Raw genomic sequence first — 22,590 nt, forward strand, 5'->3', positions numbered from 1 at the left:
ATGCTCAACCAAACAGGGTGAGTGGGACAGGACGGTGGGTGTGATGCAGTTCGGGATCTTCACGGTCGGCGACGTCACGACGGACCCGACCAACGGACGGACGCCGAGCGAGCACGAGCGGATCAAGGCGATGGTGACCATCGCGCGCAAGGCCGAGGAGGTCGGCCTGGACGTCTTCGCGACCGGCGAGCACCACAATCCGCCCTTCGTGCCGTCCTCGCCCACCACCATGCTCGGCTACATCGCGGCCCGCACCGAGCGCATCGTGCTGTCCACCTCCACCACGCTGATCACCACGAACGACCCGGTGAAGATCGCCGAGGACTACGCGATGCTCCAGCACCTGGCGGACGGCCGCGTCGACCTGATGATGGGCCGCGGCAACACCGGGCCGGTCTACCCGTGGTTCGGCAAGGACATCCGGCAGGGCATCCCGCTCGCCGTCGAGAACTACGCGCTGTTGCACAAGCTGTGGCGCGAGGACGTCGTCGACTGGGCGGGCAAGTTCCGTACGCCGCTCCAGTCGTTCACCTCGACGCCCCGCCCGCTGGACGGCGTGCCCCCCTTCGTCTGGCACGGCTCCATCCGCAGCCCGGAGATCGCCGAGCAGGCCGCGTACTACGGCGACGGCTTCTTCCACAACAACATCTTCTGGCCCATGGAACACACCAAGAAGATGGTCGACCTCTACCGCCGCCGCTTCGCGCACTACGGGCACGGCACCGAGCAGCAGGCCGTCGTCGGCCTCGGCGGCCAGGTGTTCATGCGCCGCGACTCCCAGGCCGCGGTACGGGAATTCCGGCCGTATTTCGACAACGCCCCGGTCTACGGGCACGGGCCGTCGCTGGAGGACTTCGCCGAGCAGACACCGCTGACCGTCGGCTCCCCGCAGCAGGTCATCGAACGCACCCTGACCTTCCGCGACGCCGTCGGCGACTACCAGCGCCAGCTCTTCCTCATGGACCACGCCGGTCTGCCCCTCAAGACCGTCCTCGAACAGCTCGACCTGCTCGGCGAGGAGGTCGTCCCCGTCCTGCGCGCCGAATTCGCCAAGGGCCGCCCGGCCGAGGTGCCCGACGCCCCCACCCACGCCTCGCTGCTCGCCCGCCGCGACGCCGACACCACCGACGACGTCCTGGAGGTCCGGGCATGACGCACCACCCGATCGAGCGCCGCCAGCTCGCCGTCGTCACCGCCGGTCTCAGCCAGCCGTCGTCCACCCGGCTGCTGGCCGACCGGCTGACGGAGGCGGTACGCCGCCACGTAGACGTCGACGGTGCCGTGGACAGTGACGTGGACGTACGGGTCATCGAGCTGCGGGGCCTGGCCAACGACATCGCGCACAACATGCTCACTGGCTTCCCGGCGCATCATCTGCGCGACGCAATCGATTCGGTGACCGGCGCTGACGGCCTGATCGCCGTCACCCCGGTGTTCACCGGTTCCTACAGCGGCCTGTTCAAGTCGTTCTTCGACATTGTCGACAAAGATGCACTGGCGGGCACCCCGGTACTGGCCGCCGCCACCGGCGGCACCGCCCGCCACTCCCTCGTCCTCGAACACGCCATGCGCCCGCTGTTCGCCTACCTGCGCGCGATTGTCGTACCGACCGCCGTATACGCGGCCTCCGAGGACTGGGGCACGGCAGACAGCGGCAGCGGCAATGGGAGCAGCAGCGCCATCGACGGCACCCTCGCCGCCCGCATCGACCGCGCGGGAGCCGAACTCGCCGCACTGATGAACTCCCGACCGTCCCGCCCGGCGCAGGCCGGGGGCGCGACCGCGGACGCCGATACGGGCGCCGATACGGACGCCGGCACGGATGCCGGTGCCGACGACGAGGTCGTGCCGTTCGCCGAGCAGTTGGCGGCACTCGGCGTGCGAGGGTGACGGCGCCACAAGGGTGACCGCGCGACGGACCCGGGGCGATGGATACGACGACGGCGTCAACTACGACGTCAACGCCCCGGATCCGCGCTCAGCCCCGTCGGTCGTATCAACGGCCGGACGCTCGTCCAGGAACTCGATGACCGCGAGCCCCGCCACCGCCACCACCACGATCCAGAAGATCACCATGCCGGTCGGATACGGCCACAGCGCCAGGACCACCGACGCGACCGCGACGACGACCCACCGCAGCCAGACGCGGAAACGGCCCACCCACGGCCCCACCGGCCCGGTCGACCGCACCCCCGCCGCCTCCCGCACCGCCGCGATCCCCGACTCCCACATCGTCCGCACCCGTACCGCCCACTGCCCCGAACCGCTCAGCCACGCCCCCAGCGCCACCACCACCCCCAGTGTGATCACCATCCGAACGCTCGCCCGCAGAAAACGCACCACCTGGTCGTAGATCGCCGCGGCGGCCGCATGGTGCACATCGGGAGAGAGGTGGTCGAGGTAGAAGGTGCGGAAGAGGGCGAGCGCGATGCCGAGCACGGCCACCCCCGCCGCGACGCCCAGCGCGGCGGCGACCAACGCGCGGCGACGCCGGGCGGCCAGCAGCACCCCGACGCCCGCGATGACGACGGTGATCACCGGCAGCCAGTCCCCGGCCAGTTGCAGCGCCCGGAAACCGGTCTTCACCCGCCCGATCTCGTCCGACTTCAGCAACGTGAAGTCGGTGTGCACGTCGGGCAGCCGCCCGGCGACCTTCAGCCCGCGGTCCACCAACTGCTGCTTCACCCCGGCCACCACCGGCGCGAGATCGAGCGTCACGGTGTTGTGCTCGACCTGCACCGCCGAATCGTTACTGCCGGTCAGCGCGTCGACGACCGTCGCATGCGCCTTCCGGTTCAGCTCCTCCCAGATCGTCGAGAAGGCACTGCTCGACACGAACGTCGCCACCGTGCCGTGCACGAAATCCGTCACCCCCGACGAGATCGGGCCGCTGATTCCGCCCAGCGCCGCCTTCACCCCCGGCAGATCCGAGGGCGCCACGCTCGACAACAGCGAGTCGAGATCGATCCGCTCCATGACGGCCGACGTCACCTGATCGGTGACGGCCGCCCGCACCTGCGGGTTGTCGGCGAGCGGCGCCATCGTCGCCACATAGCGGTCGGTGTCGCCGACAATGTCGGCGGCCCACACCGCCACCGCGCTGAGCGGCGCCAGCACCGCGGCCAGTGTGATGAGCAGCGCGGAGAAGAACGACCGCACCCGGTGCCGCGACCGCGTCCCCGCCAACCGCGCCCGCAGCGCCGTCAACTCCGCGCGCTCGTCGTCACCCAACGGCCCCGACCCTGACGCGCCGTCCCCGGCGGCGGGTCCGTCGGCGGTCGCCGCCATCCACGTACCCCCTGCCTGTGCGGTTGCCGCCCGACCGGGCCGGTTCCTCTCAGGGAACGTGCTGCCGGGCGGGTGCGCGCGCGGAGCTGGTACGTCAGGGTTGTCGCTAAATCGCCTTTCGCGCGGTGTGTGACGGTGTGCGGCGCTACCTCAGCGCACGCGGTCGCGCTCATCGGGTCGCGCCATCCGGGTGACGCAGCGTTAGTCGTATGGGATGGGCGGTTACTGATCGTTGTGTCGGTGCCGCAGACCCGGTGAAGCGCGGGTCGCGCGGCGGTCAGGTTCGTGAAGGGCGTACCGCGTGATCACCACCCGTCTGCTGCTGGACAGGACAGGCACGGCCACCGCCGTGCGGGTCCCGGCCGTGCGGACGACGCCCGCCCACGCCGCCACCGCGGACCGCGGAGCGGCCGACCACTCCGTGACCGTCATCGCCACCCGGGACGGTCGTCCGATGGCGGTCGCGGTGGACTCCGAGGCCCGGCGGGCGACCACCGCCGCGGACGCGACGACCGACACCGAAGACGGAGGAGCCGCCGCGGCTCCGGTACGGGGATCGGACCGCGGCGGCTCCTCGGCACTCTCCCGGGGCCCTTGCGCCTTCCGGGCGACGGCTTCCCGCGTGGCGAGGCCGCTGAGCTGCGCCTAGCGTGGAATCGCCGGGGGGTGGTCGCGCCAAGGGAGATCTCCGTCATGGCCCGTAGCAGCCCGGACACCTCCGCTTCCGCCGCCGGCCTCGGCGGCGGCCCGCAGCCCCGTGGGAAGCCGGGCCGCAGCAGTGTCGTCGGCACCCCCTCCCACCGCTGGTGGGTGCTCGGCGTGATCGGCCTGGCGCAGCTCATGGTGGTCCTCGACGCCACCATCGTGAACATCGCGCTGCCCTCCGCCCAGACGGCCCTCGGCTTCACCGACGGCAACCGTCAGTGGATCGTGACGGCGTACGCCCTCGCCTTCGGCTCGCTGCTGCTGCTCGGCGGCCGTCTCGCCGACCTGGTCGGCCGCAAGAGAATCTTCCTGATCGGCCTGACGGGCTTCGCGCTCGCCTCCGCGATCGGCGGCGCCGCCCCCAACTTCGGCGTGCTGGTCACCGCCCGCGCCCTCCAGGGCATGTTCGGCGCCCTGCTCGCCCCCGCGGCCCTCTCCTTGCTCACCACGACCTTCACCATCCCCAAGGAGCGCGCCAAGGCGTTCGGCATCTACGGCGCCATCGCGGGCGCGGGCGGCGCCGTAGGTCTGCTGCTCGGCGGTGTGCTGACCGAATACCTCGACTGGCGCTGGTGCCTGTACGTCAATCTGATCTTCGCCACGATCGCGTTCATCGGCGGCGTACGACTGCTGCAAGGCGGCACCCTGCCCGACCGTCCCAAGCTCGACATCCCCGGCACCGCCCTGGTGTCGGCCGGCCTGTTCTGCATCGTCTACGGCTTCTCCAACGCCGAGAAGCACCCTTGGAGCTCGCCGCAGACCTGGGGCTTCCTGGTGGCGAGCGTCGTCCTGCTGCTCGCCTTCGTCACCTGGCAGCGCCGTGCGGCGCACCCCTTGCTGCCGCTTCGGGTGGTGACCGACCGGGACCGGGGCGCGTCGTTCCTGGCGATGTTCATCTCCGGCGGCGGGATGTTCGGCGTCTTCCTGTTCCTGACGTACTACCTCCAGCAGAGCCTGCACTACTCGCCGGTCTCCACCGGACTCGCCTTTCTTCCGATGATCGCCGTGATGGTGGTGACATCGGTGACCACCACCAATGTGCTGGTGCCGCGCTTCGGCGCCAAGCCGATCGTGCCGACCGGCATGGCCCTGGCCGGCATCGCCATGGCGTGGATGACCGCGCTCGACCTGCACAGCACCTATCCCGCGCACGTACTGCCGCCGCTGCTGATCCTCGGCCTCGGCCTCGGCTCGATCTTCGCCACGGCGATGAACCTCGCCACCGCGGGCGTACAAGCGCGGGACGCCGGTGTCGCGTCCGCCATGGTGAACACCTCGCAGCAGGTCGGCGGCTCCGTCGGCACCTCGCTGTTGAACACCCTCGCCACCAGCGCCGCCGCTAGCTACGTGGTCGGCAAGCAGAACACTCCCGCCGTCGCCGCGCAGGCTCAGCTGCACAGCTATTCGACCGCCTATTGGTGGGCGGCGGGCTTCTTCGCCGTCGGCACCGTGGTGACGGCCTTCCTCTACCGGCGCGGCAAGCCGCGCGCCCTGGCGCAGCCCAGCACGCTGCCCGACGATTCGCCCGCACCTGGTGACGCCGAACCCGACGCCCCGCCCGCCGCACATATGTGACGCCTCCCTCCCGCGTACAGCCGCTCACATCGTGGAATCCCGGGGCGGGAAGGTGGCGGATACAGCTACCGTGCCGTCATGACAGCCAACACCGTCGTGGCCGCTCTCGACGCCGTCAGCGTCCGCCGCTTCACCACCGGCCAGGTCATCCTCGACGACGTCAACTGGACCGTACGGTCCGGCGAGCACTGGGCGCTGCTCGGCGCCAATGGCGCGGGCAAGACGACGATGCTGCGCCTCATCGGCGCCCTCATGCATCCCACCTCCGGCACGGTCGACGTGCTCGGCCACCGTCTCGGCCGTGTCGACATGCGCGAATTGCGCGCGCACATCGGCCTGGTGTCGTCCTCGCAGAAGGTGCCGCTCGACGCCACCGCCCACACCGTCGTCCTGACCGGTCACACGGGCACGGTGCAGCCGCTGTGGCGCAAGTACGACGACGAGGTCCGCGAGCGCGCACACGAACTGCTGGCGGAGCTGGAGATCAAGGATCTGGCGGACCGGGCGTACGGGGTCTGCTCCGGCGGTCAGCGGGCCCGCGTCCTGGTGGCGCGGGCGCTGATGGCCGACCCGGCGCTGATGCTCCTCGACGAGCCCTTCAACGCGCTCGACCTGCCCTCCCGCGAGGACCTGATCGACGCCATGCACCGCCTCGCGCTCACCCGTACGGGTCTGGCGACCATCACCGTCACCCACCACCTGGAGGAGCTGTCGCCCGCGATCGGGCACGTACTGCTGCTCAAGGAAGGACGGGTGCTGACCTCGGGGTCCGCGCGGCAGGTGCTCACGGCCGAGTCGATGACCCACTGCTTCGGGCGGCCGATCGAGGTCAGCAGGCACGAGGGACGGTGGCTCGCCCGCTCCGGACGGCGCTGACCGTATGGGGTGACTTCACGGGCGCGAGGTTGACGTTCCCGCGGGTCGGTGACCGACCGTTTCAGCGCAGCCAGGGCAGGTCCGCCCGGTCCGGCTGGTGCAGGCCCTCGGCGATGACGCGGGAGATCTCCCCGAGTTGCGCCGTCTGCTCGGGGGTGAGCCGGTCGAAGATCGCGGAGCGGACGGCGGCGACGTGACCGGGCGCCGTACGCACCACCTCGTCGTAACCGGCGTCGGTGAGGACCGCGATCTGCCCGCGGCGGTCGGAGGGGCAGTCCTCGCGGCGCAGCCAGCCGTTCCCCTCCAGGCGGGCGACGGCGTGCGACAGCCGGGAGCGGGTGATCTTGGCGCGCTCGGCGAGCTCTGTCATGCGCATACTGCGGCCGGGCGTCTCGGAGAGCGTGCTGAGCAACGCGTAGTACATGTGCGGCATGCCCGCGTCGCGCTGGAGCTGACGGTCGAGGTGGTCTTCCAGCAACGTCGTGGCGTGCAGGTACGCCCGCCAGGTCGCCTGCTCGTCTTCGGTCAGCCATGTCATGGCGTTCATGGTACGTGCACTTCTTGAAGCTTCAATAAAACAGCGTGTCACGCCGTCGGTTCGCGACCGGGCGCGTCCGGCTCGCGCGACCGGACACCTCTCTGGTGAAGCCTTCCATCAAACCTGCCGGTGGTGTGACGTAGGTCACAAGCGTGACGGGAAATATCCGGGGACGCGCTCCCCGTTTAGACCAGGTGACCGCGAAACGGGGAGTGCTTGTCCGTTTCAACTGCGGGGCCCGTACCCCGTGAACGACCGCTGGATCGATCGGAAGGAGCCGCCCGCCGTGAGCCTCGACACTGTTGGTACGACCAGCGCCACCGCAACAACCAGCAGCACCAGGCCGCGTGCCGTGCGGCTGCGCGCGGACGCCACACGCAACCGCGAGCGCATCGTCGCCGCCGCCCGCGAGGCCATCGTGGAGTTCGGCCCGGACGTGCCGCTCGACGACGTGGCGCGCCGCGCGGGAGTGGGGAACGCCACGCTCTACCGGCACTTCACCGACCGCGCCGAACTGATCCGCCAGGTCACGCTCACCGTCATGGCCACGACCGCCGAGCGGGCCGAAGACGCCCTCGCTCAGGAGCCCGACGCCTTCGCCGCGCTGCGCCGCTTCGTCTTCGAAGCGGCCGAAGAGCGGATCGGGGCGCTGTGCCCGATGCTGTCGGACGCCTTCGACCGCCAGGACCCCGCCGTCACCCAGCAGATGGAACGGCTGGAGCGGTCGGTCAACGCCATCATGGAACGCGCGCAGAGCGCGGGCCTGCTCCGTACCGACATCGCCGTCGGTGACCTGATGGTCGCCCTGACGCAGCTCACCCGGCCGCTGCCGGGCACCGGCTGCATGGGCTTCGACCGCTTCGTCCACCGCCACCTGCAGCTCTTCCTCGACGGGCTGCGTGCCCCCGCCGGATCGGTACTCGCCGGGACGGCGGCCACCCTGGAGGATCTCAAAGCCGGAAACAAATAGTTCGCAACGCCCATGAACCGGGCGATAACGTAGGGAAGTTCACCGACTTACCGAAGCGCAGTTCACGGCCGCTCGACCGATGAACACCGCGACCGGACCCCGGATCCCGGACCACGATCCGCATCGTCCGGCGCCAGCTCGCTGACACACGTCCCCACGTCCTGTCACTCCGCATCCATTAGTGAGATCAGTTATGCCTGAAACACGCTTGCCCGATCCGAAGCGCTGGACAGCGCTGATATTCATCGCCATCGCTCAGCTCATGGTCGTGCTCGACGCGACCGTGGTGAACATCGCACTTCCCTCCGCCCAGGCCGACCTCGGCATCTCGGACGGCAACCGCCAGTGGGTCGTCACGGCCTACACCCTCGCCTTCGGTGGCCTGCTGCTATTCGGCGGCCGGATCGCGGACCTGTGGGGACGCAGGAACACCTTCATCGTCGGTCTGCTCGGCTTCGCCGCGGCCTCCGCACTCGGCGGCGCCGCCGTCAACACGGCGATGCTGCTCGGCGCCCGCGCCCTCCAGGGTGTCTTCGGCGCCCTGCTCGCGCCCGCCGCGCTGTCCCTGATCTCGGTGATGTTCACCGACGCCAAGGAGCGCGCCAAGGCGTTCGGCATCTACGGCGCCATCGCCGGCGCCGGCGCGGCCGTCGGCCTCATCCTCGGCGGTGTCCTCACCGAGTACCTGAACTGGCGCTGGGCGCTGTTCGTCAACATCTTCTTCGCCGTTGCCGCCGTCCTCGGCGCCATCGCCTTCATCCGCGAACCCGCCGAAGGCCGCAACCGCAACCGCCTGGACATCCCCGGCGTGGTCCTCGCCAGCACCGGTCTGGTCGCGCTCGTCTACGGCTTCAGCCGCGCCGAGTCCGACGGCTGGTCGTCCGGTGTGACCATCAGCCTGTTCGTCGCCTCCGTGGTGCTGCTCGCCTCGTTCGTGGCTGTCGAAGGCCGCGTCAAGGCCCCGCTGCTGCCGCTGCGCGTCATCACCGAGCGGAACCGGGGCGGCGTCTACCTGTCGCTGGGTCTCGCCATCATCGGCATGTTCGGCCTGTTCCTGTTCCTGACCTACTACCTCCAGCAGGTCATGGGCTACTCGGCGCTCAAGTCGGGCTTCGCGTTCCTGCCCATGGTCGGCGGTATGATCATCGGCTCCACGCAGATCGGCACCCGGCTGATGCTGCGGGTCCGGCCGCGCTTCCTGATGGCGCCCGGCTTCCTCGTCGCCGCCGTCGGCATGGGCATCCTCGCCCAGATCAAGGTCGACTCCAACTACGCCGAAATCCTGCTGCCCGGCCTGGTCCTGATGGGCCTCGGCATGGGTACGGCGTTCATGCCCGCCATGAGCCTTTCCGCGCACGGTGTGCGTCCCGAGGACGCGGGCGTCGCGTCCGCCATGGTCAACACCTCGCAGCAGGTCGGCGGCTCCATCGGCACCGCGCTGCTGAACACCCTCGCGGCCAGCGCCACCACCACGTGGATCGGCTCGCACGCCAAGAGCCCGGCCGACCTGAAGAACCAGTTGTTCGTCAACCAGGCCGCCGTCCACGGCTACTCGGTCGCCATCTACTGGGCCACCGCCATCCTGGCGCTCTCCGCCGTCCTGGCCTTCGTCCTGGTCGACGCGGGTGTCCAGAACACCGGAGAGAGGGTCGCCGAAGGCGACTCGATCGAGGACATGCCGATCCCGGTCATCGCACACTGACCCGGCACGGCACTCACCCGATGGGGTGAGCGCGTGAAAACGGCAGGGCCGCGCCTCGTGAAGCACGAGGCGGGGCCCTGCCGTTGGTCATTCGTCATTCCATACGCAGCCCTGCGCGGCGACCGTCAGAGCCCCTCGGGCCACTTGTACGAGCTGGGCACCGTCACCTTGTCCGAAGGCGCGCCGTACACGAGTGCGATCTCCTCGTGCGCGGCCAGCTTGATCGCCGCCGGGTCGCCGGTCTGCTCCTTGCCGTTCACGTATACGTGCAGCTCCTTGCCGCCGCCGGTCTTGAGCGACCCGACCGTGTCCTTCGTGAGCGGCACGTTCCACTCGGTCATGAACTCGCCGAGCGTGAAGTCGGCCTGCACCGGCGACTCGATGTGCACGACGCCACTGGTGTCGTGCGTGTGCAGCGGGCTGATCGACTGCTTCGCCTCGTCGATGCCGATCAGGGCGGGCACGACGACGGCCTTGCCGTCCACGAACACATCCAGGTGACTGTGGATGTGCAACACCTGCCCCTCCTGCCCGAGCATTGGCAGCCCCGCCGCCTTGACCTGCGCGGAGGCGTCGGCGGGCGCGGGCCACGAGACGGCACTGGCCGCTGGCTTGCTGTCACCGCCGCCCGCGGTCGTCGCCGTGTCGCTCGCCCCCTTGCCGCTGGCGGAGCTGGATCCGGAGCCGCAGGCGGCCAGCGTCACCGCGCTGACCACTACGGCCACGCCGATCCCGATGCGTCGTTTCTGCATGAGCGTGGGGTCTCCCTGTTCAGCCGAACTGGACGGAACGCTTGGCGAGCCCCATCCAGAATCCGTCGATGATGCTGCGCTGGCTGCCGAGCTCGGACTCGGCGGCGCCGAGCGTAACGAACAGCGGGGCGAAGTGCTCGGTCCGCGGGTGCGCCAACCGCCCGGCGGGCGAGGTGTGTTCAAAGTCCAGCAGCGCGTCCACGTCCTGGGCGTCCAGCGCCCGGTGACCCCAGTCGTCGAACTCCGCCGACCAGCTCGGCGGCTGCGGACCCGCGTTGCGCAACGCCGCCAGATTGTGCGTGAAGAATCCGCTGCCCACGATCAGCACACCCTCGTCGCGCAGCGGCGTCAACTTGCGGCCGATGTCCAGCAGCTTCTCCGGGTCGAGCGTCGGCATCGACACCTGGAGCACCGGAATGTCGGCGGCGGGGAACATCTCCACCAGCGGTACGTACGCGCCGTGGTCGAGACCGCGGTCAGGCACGTCCTGCACGGGATTACCTGCGCCGCGCAGCAGTTTCCGTACGGAGTCGGCGAGCGCGGGCGCGCCGGGCGCCGTGTACCGCACCTGGTAGTAGTGCTCGGGGAAGCCCCAGAAGTCGTACACCAGGGGGACGGTGGTGGTCGCGCCGATCGCCAGCGGGGCCTCCTCCCAGTGCGCCGAGACCATCAGGATCGCCTTGGGGCGCGGCAGGCCGGCCGACCAGGCCGCCAGCTCGCCGGGCCACACCGGGTCGTCGGCGAGCGGCGGGGCGCCGTGCGAGAGGTAGAGCGCGGGCATGCGCTCCGGGGTTGCCGTGGTCATCGCGCACCCTCCTTGAAGTTTCAAGCGTACGGGAGCACTACCGTAACTCCATATCCTTGAATCTTCAAATAAGCCGTGCGTGTCCGCACTGTCCGCACGTATCAGCATGCGAGAACGGCGTCAGCCCAGGCGCTTCTCGAACCACGCCACATCGTGGTAGTCGCCGAATTTGTGGCCGACCTCCTCGTGCACCCCGACCGGCCGGAAGCCGAAACGCTCATGCAGGCGTAGCGACGCCGCATTCGGCAGCGTGACGCCCGCGTACGCGCGATGCAGGTTCTCCTCCGCCAGCGCCTCGAAGAGCCCCGTATAGAGCAGCGTGCCGATGCCGCGCCCGCCCGCGTCGTGCGCGAGATAGATCGTCGTCTCCACCGACGTCGCGTACGCGGCCTTCGGTCGGAAGGGGCTGCTGGTCGCATAACCCAGGATTCGTCCCGACGGGCCGGGAAAGTGAGCAACCAAGAGCCGGTGCGGGCCGTCTTTCGGGTGGGAGAGCAACCACGGACGACGTTGTTCGACCGTGAAGGGAACTACGTCGAACGTGATCGACGTTTCACGAATGTAGTGGTTGTAGATGTCGGTAAGAGCGGCCAGATCGCCCTCGCTACCTGGTCTGACCTGGACTTCTGGACGTTCCGGCACCCTTTGGCCTCCCTGTGTGGCGAGACAGGGTACTGCATGATCACAAAATTCAGGTCACGAGATGGGAATTGTGTCCGGATTCCAATCGTTATCCCGATCAGGACGGGGCAACCGCAAGGCAAGAGCCGCACCTGACGGAACCATCCGGCAAGCGGCCCGACCGCCCGGTCCGACCGAGACCCGACCGCACCTTCGTAAGGGAGCACGCATGGCAACCCGTGCCGTCGCCCGTCGTCACGCTGGCGGGACCAGTAGCGTTCGCGCCGCAGGCGGGGAAGTCGCCGACCGCGACCTCGTCGGCATGTACCTGGACGAGATCGCGCGCACCCCGCTGCTCGACGCCGCCAGGGAAGTGGAACTGTCCCGCGACATCGAAGCGGGCGTCTACGCAGAACGCATACTCGCAACCGATCCCGGACTGCCCGCAAAGGCCGGCGGTGACGCCCGCCGCGAGGAGCTCGAGGCCATCGTCGCCGCGGGCGAGCAGGCCAAGGACGTCTTCATCCGTTCCAACCTCCGGCTCGTCGTGGCCGTGGCCCGCCGCTACCCGCGCAGCGGACTGCCGCTCCTCGACCTGATCCAGGAGGGGAACGCGGGCCTGGTACGCGCCGTCGAGAAGTTCGACTACGCCAAGGGCTTCAAGTTCTCCACCTACGCGACCTGGTGGATCCGTCAGGCCATCACCCGCTCCATCGCCGACCAGTCCCGCACCATCCGGCTGCCCGTCCACCTCGTCGAGGAACTGGGCCGCATCCGCCGCGTGCAGCGCGAGTTCAACCGCGAGCACGGCCGCGACGCGGAGCCCGCGGAGATCGCCACCGAGCTGGCATCCACTCCCGGGCGCGTCACCGACGTCCTCGACTGGGCCCGCGACCCGGTGTCGCTCAACATGTCCGTCGACGCCGAGGGCGAGACCGAATTCGGTGACCTGGTGGAAGACGGCGCCGCGCCGTCCCCCGAGGACTCCGTGCTCGTCATGCTCCGCCGCGAGGAACTGGACGGACTGATCGACCGCCTCGACGACCGCACCGCCTCCATCATCCGCGCCCGCTACGGCATCGTCGACGGCCGCGAGCGCACCCTCACCGAGGTCGGCAAGCAGCACGGACTGACGCGCGAGCGCATCCGGCAGATCGAGAAGCACGCACTGGCCGACCTCAAGCGGATGGCCCGCGCGACCGGCCTCGACCAATACGAAGCCGCCTGACCGGCTCGCTTCCCCACAGACCCGAACCCCGGTGCATTCCCCCCCGCACCGGGGTTCGGCCTGTCCGCGACACCCACAACCGCCTGACCGGGCACTGCCGCCGCGGGTGAGACGCTTCCGCCTATGGACGATCAGACCGACGCCGAAGCCGGGCCCCACAAGAACGAGCCCCACCACGACGGACTCGGCACCCGGCTCAACTGGCTGCGAGCCGCCGTACTCGGCGCCAACGACGGCATCGTGTCCACCGCGGGCCTGGTCGTCGGCGTCGCGGGAGCCACCGACTCCCGCTCCACACTCCTGACCGCGGGCATGGCCGGACTCCTCGCGGGATCCCTGTCCATGGCAGCGGGCGAATACGTCTCCGTCAGCACACAACGCGACTCCGAACAGGCCGCCCTCGCCCTGGAACGCGAAGAACTCGCCACCACCCCCCAAGCCGAACTCGACGAACTCACCGGCCTCCTCGAAGACCGCGGCATCAGCCAGGAACTCGCCCGCGAAGTTGCCGAGCAACTCACCGAACGCGACGCCCTCGGCGCCCACGCCCGCGTCGAACTCGGCATCAACCCCGATGAACTCGCCAACCCCTGGCACGCCGCCGGCGCCAGCTTCGTCTCCTTCACCATCGGCGCCCTGCTCCCGCTCCTGGCCATCGTCCTGCCACCCACCTCATGGCGCCTGGCCGTCACAGTCGTCTCCGTCCTGCTGGCCCTCGTCGGCTGCGGCTGGGCGAGCGCCCGCCTCGGCAGCGCACCGACCGGCCCCGCCATCCTCCGCAACGCCGCTGGCGGCGCCATCGCGATGGCCATCACCTACGCAGTCGGCGAGCTCCTCGGCGCGACCGGCGCCGTCTGACCACCCCGCGCCTGCAATGTCACCGCCACCGCCACCGTGACCGCACACACCACCCCCGCCCACAACACGGCATGCGACCCCGTGAAGGTGCACGCCAACACCACCACCCCCGAGACCGGCAGCGTGAGCTGCTGCGCGAGACCCCGCTTGTAGTGCCGTGAGTGCAACAGCCAGACGGTGATGAGAAACACCGCGGCGGGAACCGTGACCCAGGCCGCTGCCACCCTTGTCGAGATCTCCGCTTTCCCGACCGCCTGCTCGACGGCGATCTCCATCCCCGCCCCGATCGCCGCCGCCGAACCGAACACCGCGAAGTGGCCGTAACCCCACAGGAATGCCTGCCTGTTGGACACCAGGTGGTCATGGATCGGCACCGCGAAGTAGATCCACCATGCGGCGAATACAATCAGCAACCCACCGACCGCGATCGGCAACAACTCACCGAGCGCGTCGTGCTCGTCGGCCGCCGACTGTACGGCGATGGTCGCCGAGGACACCGACTCCCCGAGCACGATGATCGTGAACAATCCGTACCGCTCCGCGATGTGATGCGGATGCCACGTCGTCGGTGCCGCCCGCTCCGCCAGCACAGGAACCGACATCTCCGCCACCGCCAACAGCACGAATGCCCACACCGGCGGCGCCCCGTGCGGCAACAGCAGTGTCATCCAGCCCACTTGGCACAATGTCACCCCGAACGCGTAGCGCAGAGCCGTCCCCCGGGCCGCGCCCGTCTCGGCCCTGGCCGCCCGCAGCCACTGCGTCACCAACGCCAGCCGCATTACCGCGTATCCGCACACCGCCAACCGGAAGTCACCGCTGTCGAAGGCGCGCGGCACACCCGCCGCAAGCATCAGCACACCGACGATCTGCACCAGCGTGGTGATCCGGTATGGCACATCGTCCGTGTCGTACGCGGAGGCGAACCATGAGAAGTTGACCCACGCCCACCAGATGGCGAAGAAAACCAACAGGTAACCAGTCACGCCGTGCCCCGGATGCCCCTCCACAGCGGCATGCACCAGCCGGACGCCCGCCTGCGCGACCGCGACCACGAAACACAGGTCGAAGAACAGTTCAAGTGGCGTCGAGGCACGGTGTTCCTCATCGCGGCTGCGTGCCGTCATCCGGCGCAACGCGCCGCTGGTCCTGGCCACCGGACCTGCCGGATTCGTCGGTTCAGTCATGGAGGACACCATGGAGGACGGCAGGCACTACGCGCAGCGCGCCGCGCGGAATTCCAGGCCGCTCAGCCCCGACTCGCCTGCCCGCTCGGCGAATCCGCCCGCGCCAGCTCCCCCGTGGTCAGGAAACGCTCGACGCGCTCCACATAAGGGCCGATCCGGATGCCTTGCTCGGCCAGCCAGCCATCCGAGTAGTACTTCTCCAGGTAACGCTCACCCGGATCACACAACAGGCCCACCACGCTGCCCTGTTCACCGCGTTCGCGCATCTCGGAGATGATCCGGAAAGCGGCCCACAACCCGGTGCCGGTTGACGCGCCCGCCCGGCGGCCGAGCAGGCGCTCCAGGACGCGCACGCACGCGACGGAAGCGGCGTCCGGGACCCGCATCATGCGGTCGATCGCGCCCGGCACGAAACTCGGCTCCACCCGCTGGCGGCCGATCCCCTCGATACGCGACCCCGCTCCGGTCGTCACCGCCGGATCGTGATCCCGCCAGCCCGGAAAGAACGCTGAGTTCTCCGGATCCGCGACGCAGATCCCCGTCGTCGCCTGGGCGTACCGCACGTACCTGGCCAGTGTCGCCGACGTCCCCCCGGTGCCGGCCGTCGCCACGATCCACGTCGGGACTGGGAACCGCTCGACCGCCATCTGCCGGAAGATCGACTCGGCGATGTTGTTGTTGCCCCGCCAATCCGTCGCCCGCTCCGCGTACGTGAACTGATCCATGTAGTGGCCGCCGGTCTCCCGCGCCAGCCGCGCCGCCGTCCCGTACACCTCGCACGGGTCGTCGACCAGATGACATCGGCCCCCGTGGAACTCGATCAGCTCGATCTTCGACCGCACCGTCCCATGTGCCATCACGGCCACAAAGGGGACACCGATCAGCCGGGCGAAGTACGCCTCCGAGACCGCCGTCGATCCACTGGACGCCTCGATCACCGGCCGCCCCGGCCGGATCCAGCCGTTGCACAGGGCGTACAGGAACAGCGAGCGCGCCAGGCGGTGCTTCAGCGAGCCTGTCGGGTGCGTGGACTCGTCCTTCAGATAGAGGTCGACGCCCCAGTCCGCCGGGAGCGGAACTGACAGCAAATGGGTATCGGCGGACCGATTGGCGTCGGCATGGACCTTCCCCACAGCCTCGCTCAACCAGCGACGGTACGCGAGGTCGCTTCGGTCGAGATCCTGTTCTCGCGCCTGCGCCTCTACGTGGTCCCGCTCCGGTACGTGTGTCTGTGCGCGTTGCTGTTCCACGCTCTCCGCGTCCGGGCGTACGGCTGCCGGTGCGGGCGAGGGCGTCGAGTCCGGTGTCTGCATGCGGCCAGGTATATCCGGCCCTTTGCCTCAAACGGACACTTGGGGTATCTCCCTCCGGCAGCTTGAGCAGGGACGACAGCCCGGCCGCCAGCGCCCCGCCGTATCCTGGGGGCATGAGCAGCGCCCCCGATCGCACCTCGGCCGAGAACCCAGGCGACGAGCCCGCCCCGGCCGTCGTACCCCCGGTGGGACCCTCGGGCCTCGTCTTCGACGATCCGCTCGACCGCCCCTCGTCTGACGACACCGACCGTGGCTGGGGCGAGCGGCCCTCCGGTTCGGCGGCCGATGACGACGACTTCACGCGCTTCCTGAACGAGAAGCCGCCGCACCACCTCTGAGCCGAGCGGACGATCAGTTCCCGCCCCCGCTGCGCGGCGAGACCAGCGCGTCGCGGATGTCGCGCAGCAGTGTGATCTCCTCGACCTCGGCCGCCTTCTCCACCACCTCGTCGTGCTTGCGCTTGCTCGCCTGCCGCGCCAGGTAGCGGGACATCGGTACGACCATCAAGAAGTACACGACCGCCGCGGTGATCAGGAACGTCAGGACGGCGCTCAGCACCGAGCCCCACAGGATGTGGATCCCGCTGATCGTCTCGCCCTTGTCGTTGACGACGCACGGGCCTTTCAGACAGGACGAGTACCCAACGAGATCCTTCGTACCGAAGGCACCGACCAGGGGATTGATCACGCCGTTCACCACGGAGTTCACGATGTTGGTGAACGCGGCACCGATGACGACCGCGACCGCGAGGTCGATCACGTTCCCACGCGTGATGAATTCCTTGAAGCCTGCCAGCACGCCCGGCTTGTTCTTGTCGGTCACCGCTTTGCCTCTTCCGTGACGCCGATGTGGCGGAATGATGGGTTCCGCCATAGAAGGCAATGCGGGTTCGGCGTGTCCAATCGCCTTCCACGAACGGGTGATTCAGCACAAGGTCACCGCCAGAGGTGACGAGACGGCCGCGCCGGAGAGTGCCGCCGCCGTAAGGCGTGGCACGGCGAGGACGACCAGCGCCCCGCCGCCTCCACTGCCACTGGCATCGGGCGCGGCGGACTCTCCTGCGGGCTTCGAGTCGTCCGCGCGGCCCGGCACGGCCACAACGGTCGCGTTCGACGCCACCACCCGCGAACTGGCCAGCACATCGATCCGATCGCCGGGATGCAGCAGGGCAACGGCCGCTGCGTCGGCGATCCGCACCGGTGCCCTGACCAGCACCTCGGCCACGTCATGGGGCACCGGTACCGTCGTTGCGTGGGCGCTGCCGCTGTCCGTCGCCAGCGCGGGTCCGCGTGGGGCCGCCGCGTCATGACGCGGGCCGGTCCCGTGCGCCGCGGACGCCGCCAGCGCGGCGGCCGTCAGCGCCAGACCGAAGGCCAACGAGCGTCGTCGGCGCCCCGGCGACCGCCGCAGGAACTGCCGTCGGCCGCCCGCCCGGATCGGCGGGAAGTCCGGCACCGCGCAACGCGGCGGCGTGTACGGCTCGGGGGATGCCGGAGCCGAATAGGGAGTGGGGGAGCAGGACATGACGGACCACCGCCTGATGTGAGGTGCTCGATACCGGGAAGTCCGGTCGTTGCATCCACCATCGCGCACGGCGCCGACAGCGCTTCGATCCCTGTGGACAACTCCCGGCTTGTGGATAACTCGGCCACCCAGAGGCGTGAATTACCGCTTCTCGGAAGCCAGGAGCTATGGGATACGGGAGTCCGCGTGCTAGGGGAGGATGATCCCCGGGTCCTGGCCCCCCAGCGAGTCCACGCACAGACAGTCCCGCGCGTCGTTGTTCGGCAGTTCGCCGATCAGGTCGAAGAGCACGTCCCGCATCCGGCCGACATTAGCCGCGAAGACCTCCAGCACCTCCTCGTGGGAGACGCCCTCTCCGGTGTCGGCGCCCGCGTCCAGATCGGTGACCAGTGTCAACGACGTGTAGCAAAGCCCCAGTTCGCGGGCGAGCACGGCCTCGGGGTGGCCGGTCATCCCGACCACGGACCAGCCCTGTGCCGCGTGCCAGAGCGATTCCGCGCGGGTCGAGAAGCGAGGACCCTCGACCACCACCAGCGTTCCGCCGTCGACCGCCTCCCAGCCGCCCGACCGTGCCGTGTCGACGGCGGCCTTCCGGCCCACCGGGCAGTACGGGTCGGCGAAGGTCACATGCACCACGTTCGGTACCTGACCGTCGGCTCGTGTCTCGCCGTCGAAGTACGACTGGGCGCGCCACTTCGTACGGTCCACGAGTTGGTCGGGCACCAGCAGCGTGCCGGGACCGAACTCGGTGCGCAGACCGCCCACCGCGCATGGACCGAGCACCTGGCGCGCGCCGACGGACCGCAACGCCCACAAATTGGCGCGGTAATTGATCTTGTGCGGTGGTAGATGGTGCTTGCGGCCGTGTCGGGGCAGGAACGCCACCCGGCGCCCCGCTACCTCACCGACGAACAGCGAGTCGCTCGGCGGGCCGTAGGGAGTCTCGACCGTGATTTCGCTCACATCGTCGAGGAAGGAGTAGAAGCCGGATCCGCCGATGACGCCGATCTCGGCCTGCGCGTCCGTCGCACTGCTGCTCTGCACCATGTCGATCACCCTATTGCGGTGCCGGGCACACCACGAAACCCCCACCGTGAAAACGGCGGGGGTTCGTAAAATCCGCGGAAGCCTCGGAAGGGCTCAGGCCGCCGACGTGCTGTTCGAGGACGAGGAGCCCGTGCCGGAACCCGAAGAGGAGCCGGACGATGAACCCGACGACGAGCCGGAGGACGGCTTGCTGTCGGACTTGCTCTCCGAGTTGCCGCTCTTGGCGGCAGGCGCGCTGCTCGTGGACGAGCCGCGGCTGTCGGTCCGGTAGAAACCGGAGCCCTTGAAGACCACGCCCACGGCGGAGAAGACCTTGCGCAGGCGTCCGCCGCAGTTGGGGCACTCGGTCAACGCGTCATCGCTGAACTTCTGCACCGCCTCGAGGCCCTCGCCGCACTCGGTGCACTGGTACTGGTACGTCGGCACTTGCTCCTCCTGGCACTCTCACTCATTGAGTGCTAACGACGCTCAATAGTGCAGTATTTCCCGGCGTCAGTCCACCGGGACCGCCGCACGGTGACCGATCACACCCGACGTGACCACTCCTCGCGATTGTGGCACCAGCCTCTCGCGGAGCCCCACCAGCACCACGAGTGCCAGCGCGGTACCGGCCAACGGCACCGTGAAACCGGCGTGCGAGCCAGCGTGGTCGGCCAGCAGCCCGGCCGTCGTGACGGCGGCCGCCTGCCCGAGCGCGACCGCCCCCGTCAGCCACGTGAACGCCTCCGTCCGGGACTCGCCCGGCACGAGGGCGTCCACCATCGTGTAGCCAGTGATGAGCGTGGGTGCGATGCACAGGCCCACCAGCAGCCCGAGCGGCGCCAGCACTGGTACGGCGTGGACGGCCCACAGCGGGGCGCAGGCGAGTGTCAGGGCCGCGTATGCCGCGAGCAGCCGGGCACGGGGGCTGCGGCGCCAGGCGACCGCGCCGTAGACGACGCCCGCCAGCATGTTCCCTGCCGCGAAGGTCCCGTACAGCAGGCCGCTGATGCCGGGCCGGCCGATTTCCTGGGTGAAGGCGGTCAGCGACACCTGCATGCCGCCGAAGACGGCGCCGATGCCGAGGAAGGCGACGGCAAGCGCGCGCACTCCGGGTACGGACAAGGCGGAGACGGGCTTTGCGCTGACGCCCGCTCTGGTGGGGTGCGGGCGCGGCGCGGTACTTCTCTGCGCGGCGAAGAGGATTCCTCCCCCAAGGGTCAGCGCCGCCTCGGTGATCAGTCCGGCGGCCGGGTGCACCGCGGTGCACAGCGCGGTGGCGAGTACAGGGCCGATGACGAAGGTGAACTCGTCGGTCACCGACTCGAAGGCCGCGGCCGTTGTCATCAGGGGAGAGGCAGCGCTGGACGGCGCGGTGGCCGAGCCGTTCAACGCCACCGCCCAGCGGGCGCGCACCATGGGCCCGATCTGCGGCACGGTGGCACCCGCGGGCACGGCCGCCGCGAACAGCGTCCAGGTAGGCGCATGGGTCAGCGCGAGAGTCACCAGCCCGATGACGGAGGCGGTGTGCAGGGCGACGCCTGGTACGAGGACGGCGCGTTGCCCGAAGCGGTCGGCCAATCGGCCGCTCCTCGGGGCGCACAGGGCCATCGCGACCCCGGTGACGGCTGCGGCGGCTCCCGCTGTGCCGTAGGAGCCAGTGGTGTGCTCGACGAGCAGCACCATGCCGATGGTGAGCATCGCGAATGGCTGCCGGGCGGCGAAGCCGGGGAGCAGGAAGGCCCACGCGCCGGGGGTGCGCAGTAGTTGCCGGTAGCCGGTCTTTGCTTCGACAGCGGACGGCGTGGGCGTTGTCCCGGGTGGGGACGTGGACGGTGAGGTGGGCACCTTGGATGCCACAGCCTGGACTTTCTGCCGCCTGGTAGCGCGTGCGCGGATCCAGGTCCGCGAATGACCGCGCCGAGAGCCGTCCGCTCAGCGCGGAAATCCGCGCCGGCTCTGCGTCAGACAGAGGTTGAACTCGACAAATACCTCACCATGATACGCGGAGACCGAAGCCGTTTTCGCGCACCTGGTGCGGTCCGGACGTTGATCGGATTTATCGGTCGCCTGGTCGGCCGCGTTGCCGACCAGGCGACTTCTCCCCGAGCCACCCGGCGAGTTTGCCGCCTCGGCCCACGGCCCGCAGCCGGTCCTCGGCAGCGTCCCGTACTGGATCGGTGGTCACGACGAGCAGTTCGTCGCCGCGCCGCAGCACGGTCGACGGCAGCGGTACGAAACTGGAGCCCTCGCGTACCACCAGGGTGACGGCAGCTCCGGTAGGCAGCCGCAGTTCGTCCACCTCGACGCCGTGCATGCGCGAGCCGTTGGGGATGGCGACGGACAACAGGTGACCCTGGAGCCGTTCCAGCGGAGCGGATTCGATGCCGAGGTCGGCGGCGTCGCCGTTGCTGTCGCCGGACAGCCGCAGTCGGCGGGCGACCCATGGCAAGGTCGGCCCCTGCACGATGGTGTAGACGATCACCAGGACGAAGACGATGTTGAAGATCCGCTTGCTGTCGGTGATTCCCGCCACCATGGGGATGGTGGCGAGCACGATCGGCACCGCGCCGCGCAGCCCCGCCCAGGACATCAGCGCCTGTTCGCGCCAGGGGATGCGGAAGGGGAGCAGGCTGGCGATCACGGAGGCGGGCCGGGCGACCGCGGTCAGGAACAGTCCGATGATCAGGGCGGGGACGACATCGTCACCCAGCTCGTGGGGTGTGATGAGCAGACCAAGCAGGACGAACAGGCCGATCTGAGCGATCCAGCCGAGTCCTTCGGCGAAACCGCGAGTCGCGGGCCGGTGGGGAAGTTTGGCGTTGCCCAGGATGAGTGAGGCGATGTAGACGGCGAGGAAACCGGAGCCATGTGCCATGGCACCTGCGGCGTAGGCGGTGACGGCGATGGCCATGACGGCGATCGGATAGAGGCCGGAGGCGGGCAGGGCGACGTGTCTGAGGCCGTAGGCGCCGCACCAGCCGACCGCGAGCCCGATCGCCGCACCGATGACCAACTCCAGCGCGATCTCGCCCACCAGGTGGTACCAGTGGTCGACAGGGCCCGCCGCGGAGAAGGCGACCACCAGGATCACGACAGGGGCGTCGTTGAAGCCCGACTCGGCTTCCAGGACGCCGGTCACGCGCTTGGGGAGCGCCACATTGCGGAGCACGGAGAAGACTGCGGCCGCGTCCGTCGATGACACCACCGCGCCGATGATCAGCGCCTGCCGCCAGTCGAGGCCCACCAGATAGTGCGCGGCGCCGGCCGTGACCAAGACGCTCAGCATCAGGCCGAATGTCGACAACACCGCGGCGGCGGGCAGTACCGGTTTGATTTCCTGCCATTTCGTACCAAGTCCGCCTTCGGCGAGGATCACCACCAGTGCGGCATAACCCAGGACTTGGGTGAGCTGGACGTCGTTGAAGGTGAAGCCGAAAACGCCGTCCTGGCCCATGATGACGCCAATGCCCAGGTAGATGAGCAGAGTGGGAAGGCCACTGCGTGAGGCGAGGCGCACGGCCACGACCGCGACCAGCAGTACTGAGGCGCCGACCAGCAGGATCTCGTTGAGATGGTGGACAGTCAGGGTGCCGGTCCTTTCAACTTCGTTGCCTTACCT

23 protein-coding genes are annotated in these 22,590 nt (G+C 69.3%); 10 read left to right on the top strand and 13 right to left on the bottom strand.

Annotated features, from left to right (window positions below):
* Nucleotides 1-43: 43 nt before the first annotated feature.
* Nucleotides 44-1,153 (top strand): LLM class flavin-dependent oxidoreductase, encoded by a 1,110-nt coding sequence (locus BGM09_RS02620; protein ID WP_188279718.1) that lies wholly within the window; start codon nucleotides 44-46, stop codon nucleotides 1,151-1,153.
* Complete coding sequence (locus BGM09_RS02625; protein ID WP_188279719.1) at nucleotides 1,150-1,890, top strand: FMN reductase; 741 nt, start codon at nucleotides 1,150-1,152, stop codon at nucleotides 1,888-1,890. Before BGM09_RS02620 ends, BGM09_RS02625 begins: the two co-directional genes overlap by 4 nt.
* A 60-nt stretch (nucleotides 1,891-1,950) precedes the next feature.
* Here the strand turns inward: BGM09_RS02625 and BGM09_RS02630 are convergent, their stop codons facing one another.
* Nucleotides 1,951-3,288 (bottom strand): hypothetical protein, encoded by a 1,338-nt coding sequence (locus tag BGM09_RS02630; protein ID WP_223186197.1) that lies wholly within the window; start codon nucleotides 3,286-3,288, stop codon nucleotides 1,951-1,953.
* 301 nt (nucleotides 3,289-3,589) lie between these two features.
* Between BGM09_RS02630 and BGM09_RS02635 the strand changes: the two genes are divergently transcribed.
* The 3 genes from BGM09_RS02635 to BGM09_RS02645 all read left to right on the top strand — a co-directional run bounded on the left by BGM09_RS02635 (nucleotide 3,590) and on the right by BGM09_RS02645 (nucleotide 6,444).
* The gene (locus tag BGM09_RS02635; protein ID WP_188279720.1) at nucleotides 3,590-3,937 is read left to right on the top strand and encodes a hypothetical protein; all 348 of its coding nucleotides are present in this window, start codon (nucleotides 3,590-3,592) and stop codon (nucleotides 3,935-3,937) included.
* A 44-nt stretch (nucleotides 3,938-3,981) separates the two neighbouring features.
* Nucleotides 3,982-5,568 carry a DHA2 family efflux MFS transporter permease subunit gene (locus tag BGM09_RS02640; RefSeq protein ID WP_188279721.1) on the top strand — a complete coding sequence of 529 codons (1,587 nt, stop codon included), beginning with the start codon at nucleotides 3,982-3,984 and terminating at the stop codon, nucleotides 5,566-5,568.
* Between the two features lie 78 nt (nucleotides 5,569-5,646).
* Entirely contained in the window at nucleotides 5,647-6,444 is a 798-nt protein-coding gene (locus BGM09_RS02645; RefSeq protein ID WP_188279722.1) for an ABC transporter ATP-binding protein, read from the top strand.
* 61 nt (nucleotides 6,445-6,505) lie between these two features.
* On the opposite strand, the gene BGM09_RS02650 is transcribed toward BGM09_RS02645, so the two are convergent.
* Nucleotides 6,506-6,991 (bottom strand): MarR family winged helix-turn-helix transcriptional regulator, encoded by a 486-nt coding sequence (locus BGM09_RS02650; protein WP_188279723.1) that lies wholly within the window; start codon nucleotides 6,989-6,991, stop codon nucleotides 6,506-6,508.
* Nucleotides 6,992-7,268: 277 nt separating this feature from the next.
* Between BGM09_RS02650 and BGM09_RS37375 the strand changes: the two genes are divergently transcribed.
* Together BGM09_RS37375 and BGM09_RS02660 are read left to right on the top strand one after the other, a co-directional pair.
* Nucleotides 7,269-7,952, top strand: coding sequence for a TetR/AcrR family transcriptional regulator (locus BGM09_RS37375; RefSeq protein ID WP_411158244.1), 684 nt, complete (start codon nucleotides 7,269-7,271; stop codon nucleotides 7,950-7,952).
* A gap of 193 nt (nucleotides 7,953-8,145) precedes the next feature.
* Nucleotides 8,146-9,654, top strand: coding sequence for an MFS transporter (locus BGM09_RS02660; RefSeq protein ID WP_188279724.1), 1,509 nt, complete (start codon nucleotides 8,146-8,148; stop codon nucleotides 9,652-9,654).
* Nucleotides 9,655-9,779: 125 nt separating this feature from the next.
* On the opposite strand, the gene BGM09_RS02665 is transcribed toward BGM09_RS02660, so the two are convergent.
* The 3 genes from BGM09_RS02665 to BGM09_RS02675 all read right to left on the bottom strand — a co-directional run bounded on the left by BGM09_RS02665 (nucleotide 9,780) and on the right by BGM09_RS02675 (nucleotide 11,853).
* A complete protein-coding gene (locus BGM09_RS02665) occupies nucleotides 9,780-10,406 on the bottom strand; it encodes a hypothetical protein (protein ID WP_188279725.1) in 627 nt (208 codons plus the stop codon).
* 19 nt (nucleotides 10,407-10,425) lie between these two features.
* Entirely contained in the window at nucleotides 10,426-11,211 is a 786-nt protein-coding gene (locus BGM09_RS02670; RefSeq protein WP_188279726.1) for a dioxygenase, read from the bottom strand.
* A 120-nt stretch (nucleotides 11,212-11,331) separates the two neighbouring features.
* Entirely contained in the window at nucleotides 11,332-11,853 is a 522-nt protein-coding gene (locus BGM09_RS02675; protein WP_188279727.1) for a GNAT family N-acetyltransferase, read from the bottom strand.
* Nucleotides 11,854-12,061: 208 nt separating this feature from the next.
* Here BGM09_RS02675 and BGM09_RS02680 point away from each other — a divergent pair, with 208 nt between their 5' ends.
* Both BGM09_RS02680 and BGM09_RS02685 read left to right on the top strand, forming a co-directional pair.
* A complete protein-coding gene (locus BGM09_RS02680) occupies nucleotides 12,062-13,060 on the top strand; it encodes an RNA polymerase sigma factor RpoD/SigA (RefSeq protein WP_188279728.1) in 999 nt (332 codons plus the stop codon).
* Between the two features lie 123 nt (nucleotides 13,061-13,183).
* Entirely contained in the window at nucleotides 13,184-13,918 is a 735-nt protein-coding gene (locus BGM09_RS02685) for a VIT family protein (RefSeq protein ID WP_188279729.1), read from the top strand.
* Here BGM09_RS02685 and BGM09_RS02690 read toward each other — a convergent pair.
* Nucleotides 13,876-15,105, bottom strand: coding sequence for a low temperature requirement protein A (locus BGM09_RS02690; protein ID WP_188279730.1), 1,230 nt, complete (start codon nucleotides 15,103-15,105; stop codon nucleotides 13,876-13,878). The two genes, BGM09_RS02685 and BGM09_RS02690, sit on opposite strands and share 43 nt — an antisense overlap.
* Before the next feature lie 62 nt (nucleotides 15,106-15,167).
* A complete protein-coding gene (locus BGM09_RS02695; protein ID WP_223186198.1) occupies nucleotides 15,168-16,250 on the bottom strand; it encodes a PLP-dependent cysteine synthase family protein in 1,083 nt (360 codons plus the stop codon).
* A 281-nt stretch (nucleotides 16,251-16,531) separates the two neighbouring features.
* On the opposite strand from BGM09_RS02695, the gene BGM09_RS02700 reads away from it, so the two are divergent.
* Nucleotides 16,532-16,756 carry a hypothetical protein gene (locus BGM09_RS02700; protein ID WP_188279732.1) on the top strand — a complete coding sequence of 75 codons (225 nt, stop codon included), beginning with the start codon at nucleotides 16,532-16,534 and terminating at the stop codon, nucleotides 16,754-16,756.
* A gap of 13 nt (nucleotides 16,757-16,769) precedes the next feature.
* Here the strand turns inward: BGM09_RS02700 and mscL are convergent, their stop codons facing one another.
* The 6 genes from mscL to BGM09_RS02730 form a co-directional block, all read right to left on the bottom strand.
* Complete coding sequence (gene mscL, locus BGM09_RS02705; RefSeq protein WP_317452500.1) at nucleotides 16,770-17,240, bottom strand: large conductance mechanosensitive channel protein MscL; 471 nt, start codon at nucleotides 17,238-17,240, stop codon at nucleotides 16,770-16,772.
* Between the two features lie 102 nt (nucleotides 17,241-17,342).
* Entirely contained in the window at nucleotides 17,343-17,942 is a 600-nt protein-coding gene (locus tag BGM09_RS02710) for a hypothetical protein (protein ID WP_188279734.1), read from the bottom strand.
* Between the two features lie 189 nt (nucleotides 17,943-18,131).
* The gene (locus BGM09_RS02715; protein WP_188279735.1) at nucleotides 18,132-18,989 is read right to left on the bottom strand and encodes an S-methyl-5'-thioadenosine phosphorylase; all 858 of its coding nucleotides are present in this window, start codon (nucleotides 18,987-18,989) and stop codon (nucleotides 18,132-18,134) included.
* 93 nt (nucleotides 18,990-19,082) lie between these two features.
* A complete protein-coding gene (locus tag BGM09_RS02720; RefSeq protein ID WP_188279736.1) occupies nucleotides 19,083-19,415 on the bottom strand; it encodes an FmdB family zinc ribbon protein in 333 nt (110 codons plus the stop codon).
* Between the two features lie 66 nt (nucleotides 19,416-19,481).
* Complete coding sequence (locus BGM09_RS02725) at nucleotides 19,482-20,732, bottom strand: MFS transporter (RefSeq protein ID WP_223186206.1); 1,251 nt, start codon at nucleotides 20,730-20,732, stop codon at nucleotides 19,482-19,484.
* Between the two features lie 295 nt (nucleotides 20,733-21,027).
* The gene (locus BGM09_RS02730; protein WP_188279752.1) at nucleotides 21,028-22,557 is read right to left on the bottom strand and encodes a potassium/proton antiporter; all 1,530 of its coding nucleotides are present in this window, start codon (nucleotides 22,555-22,557) and stop codon (nucleotides 21,028-21,030) included.
* Between the last annotated feature and the right edge of the window lie 33 nt (nucleotides 22,558-22,590).

The organism is Streptomyces sp. CBMA29 (assembly GCF_014596445.1).
Lineage (GTDB): Bacteria > Actinomycetota > Actinomycetes > Streptomycetales > Streptomycetaceae > Actinacidiphila.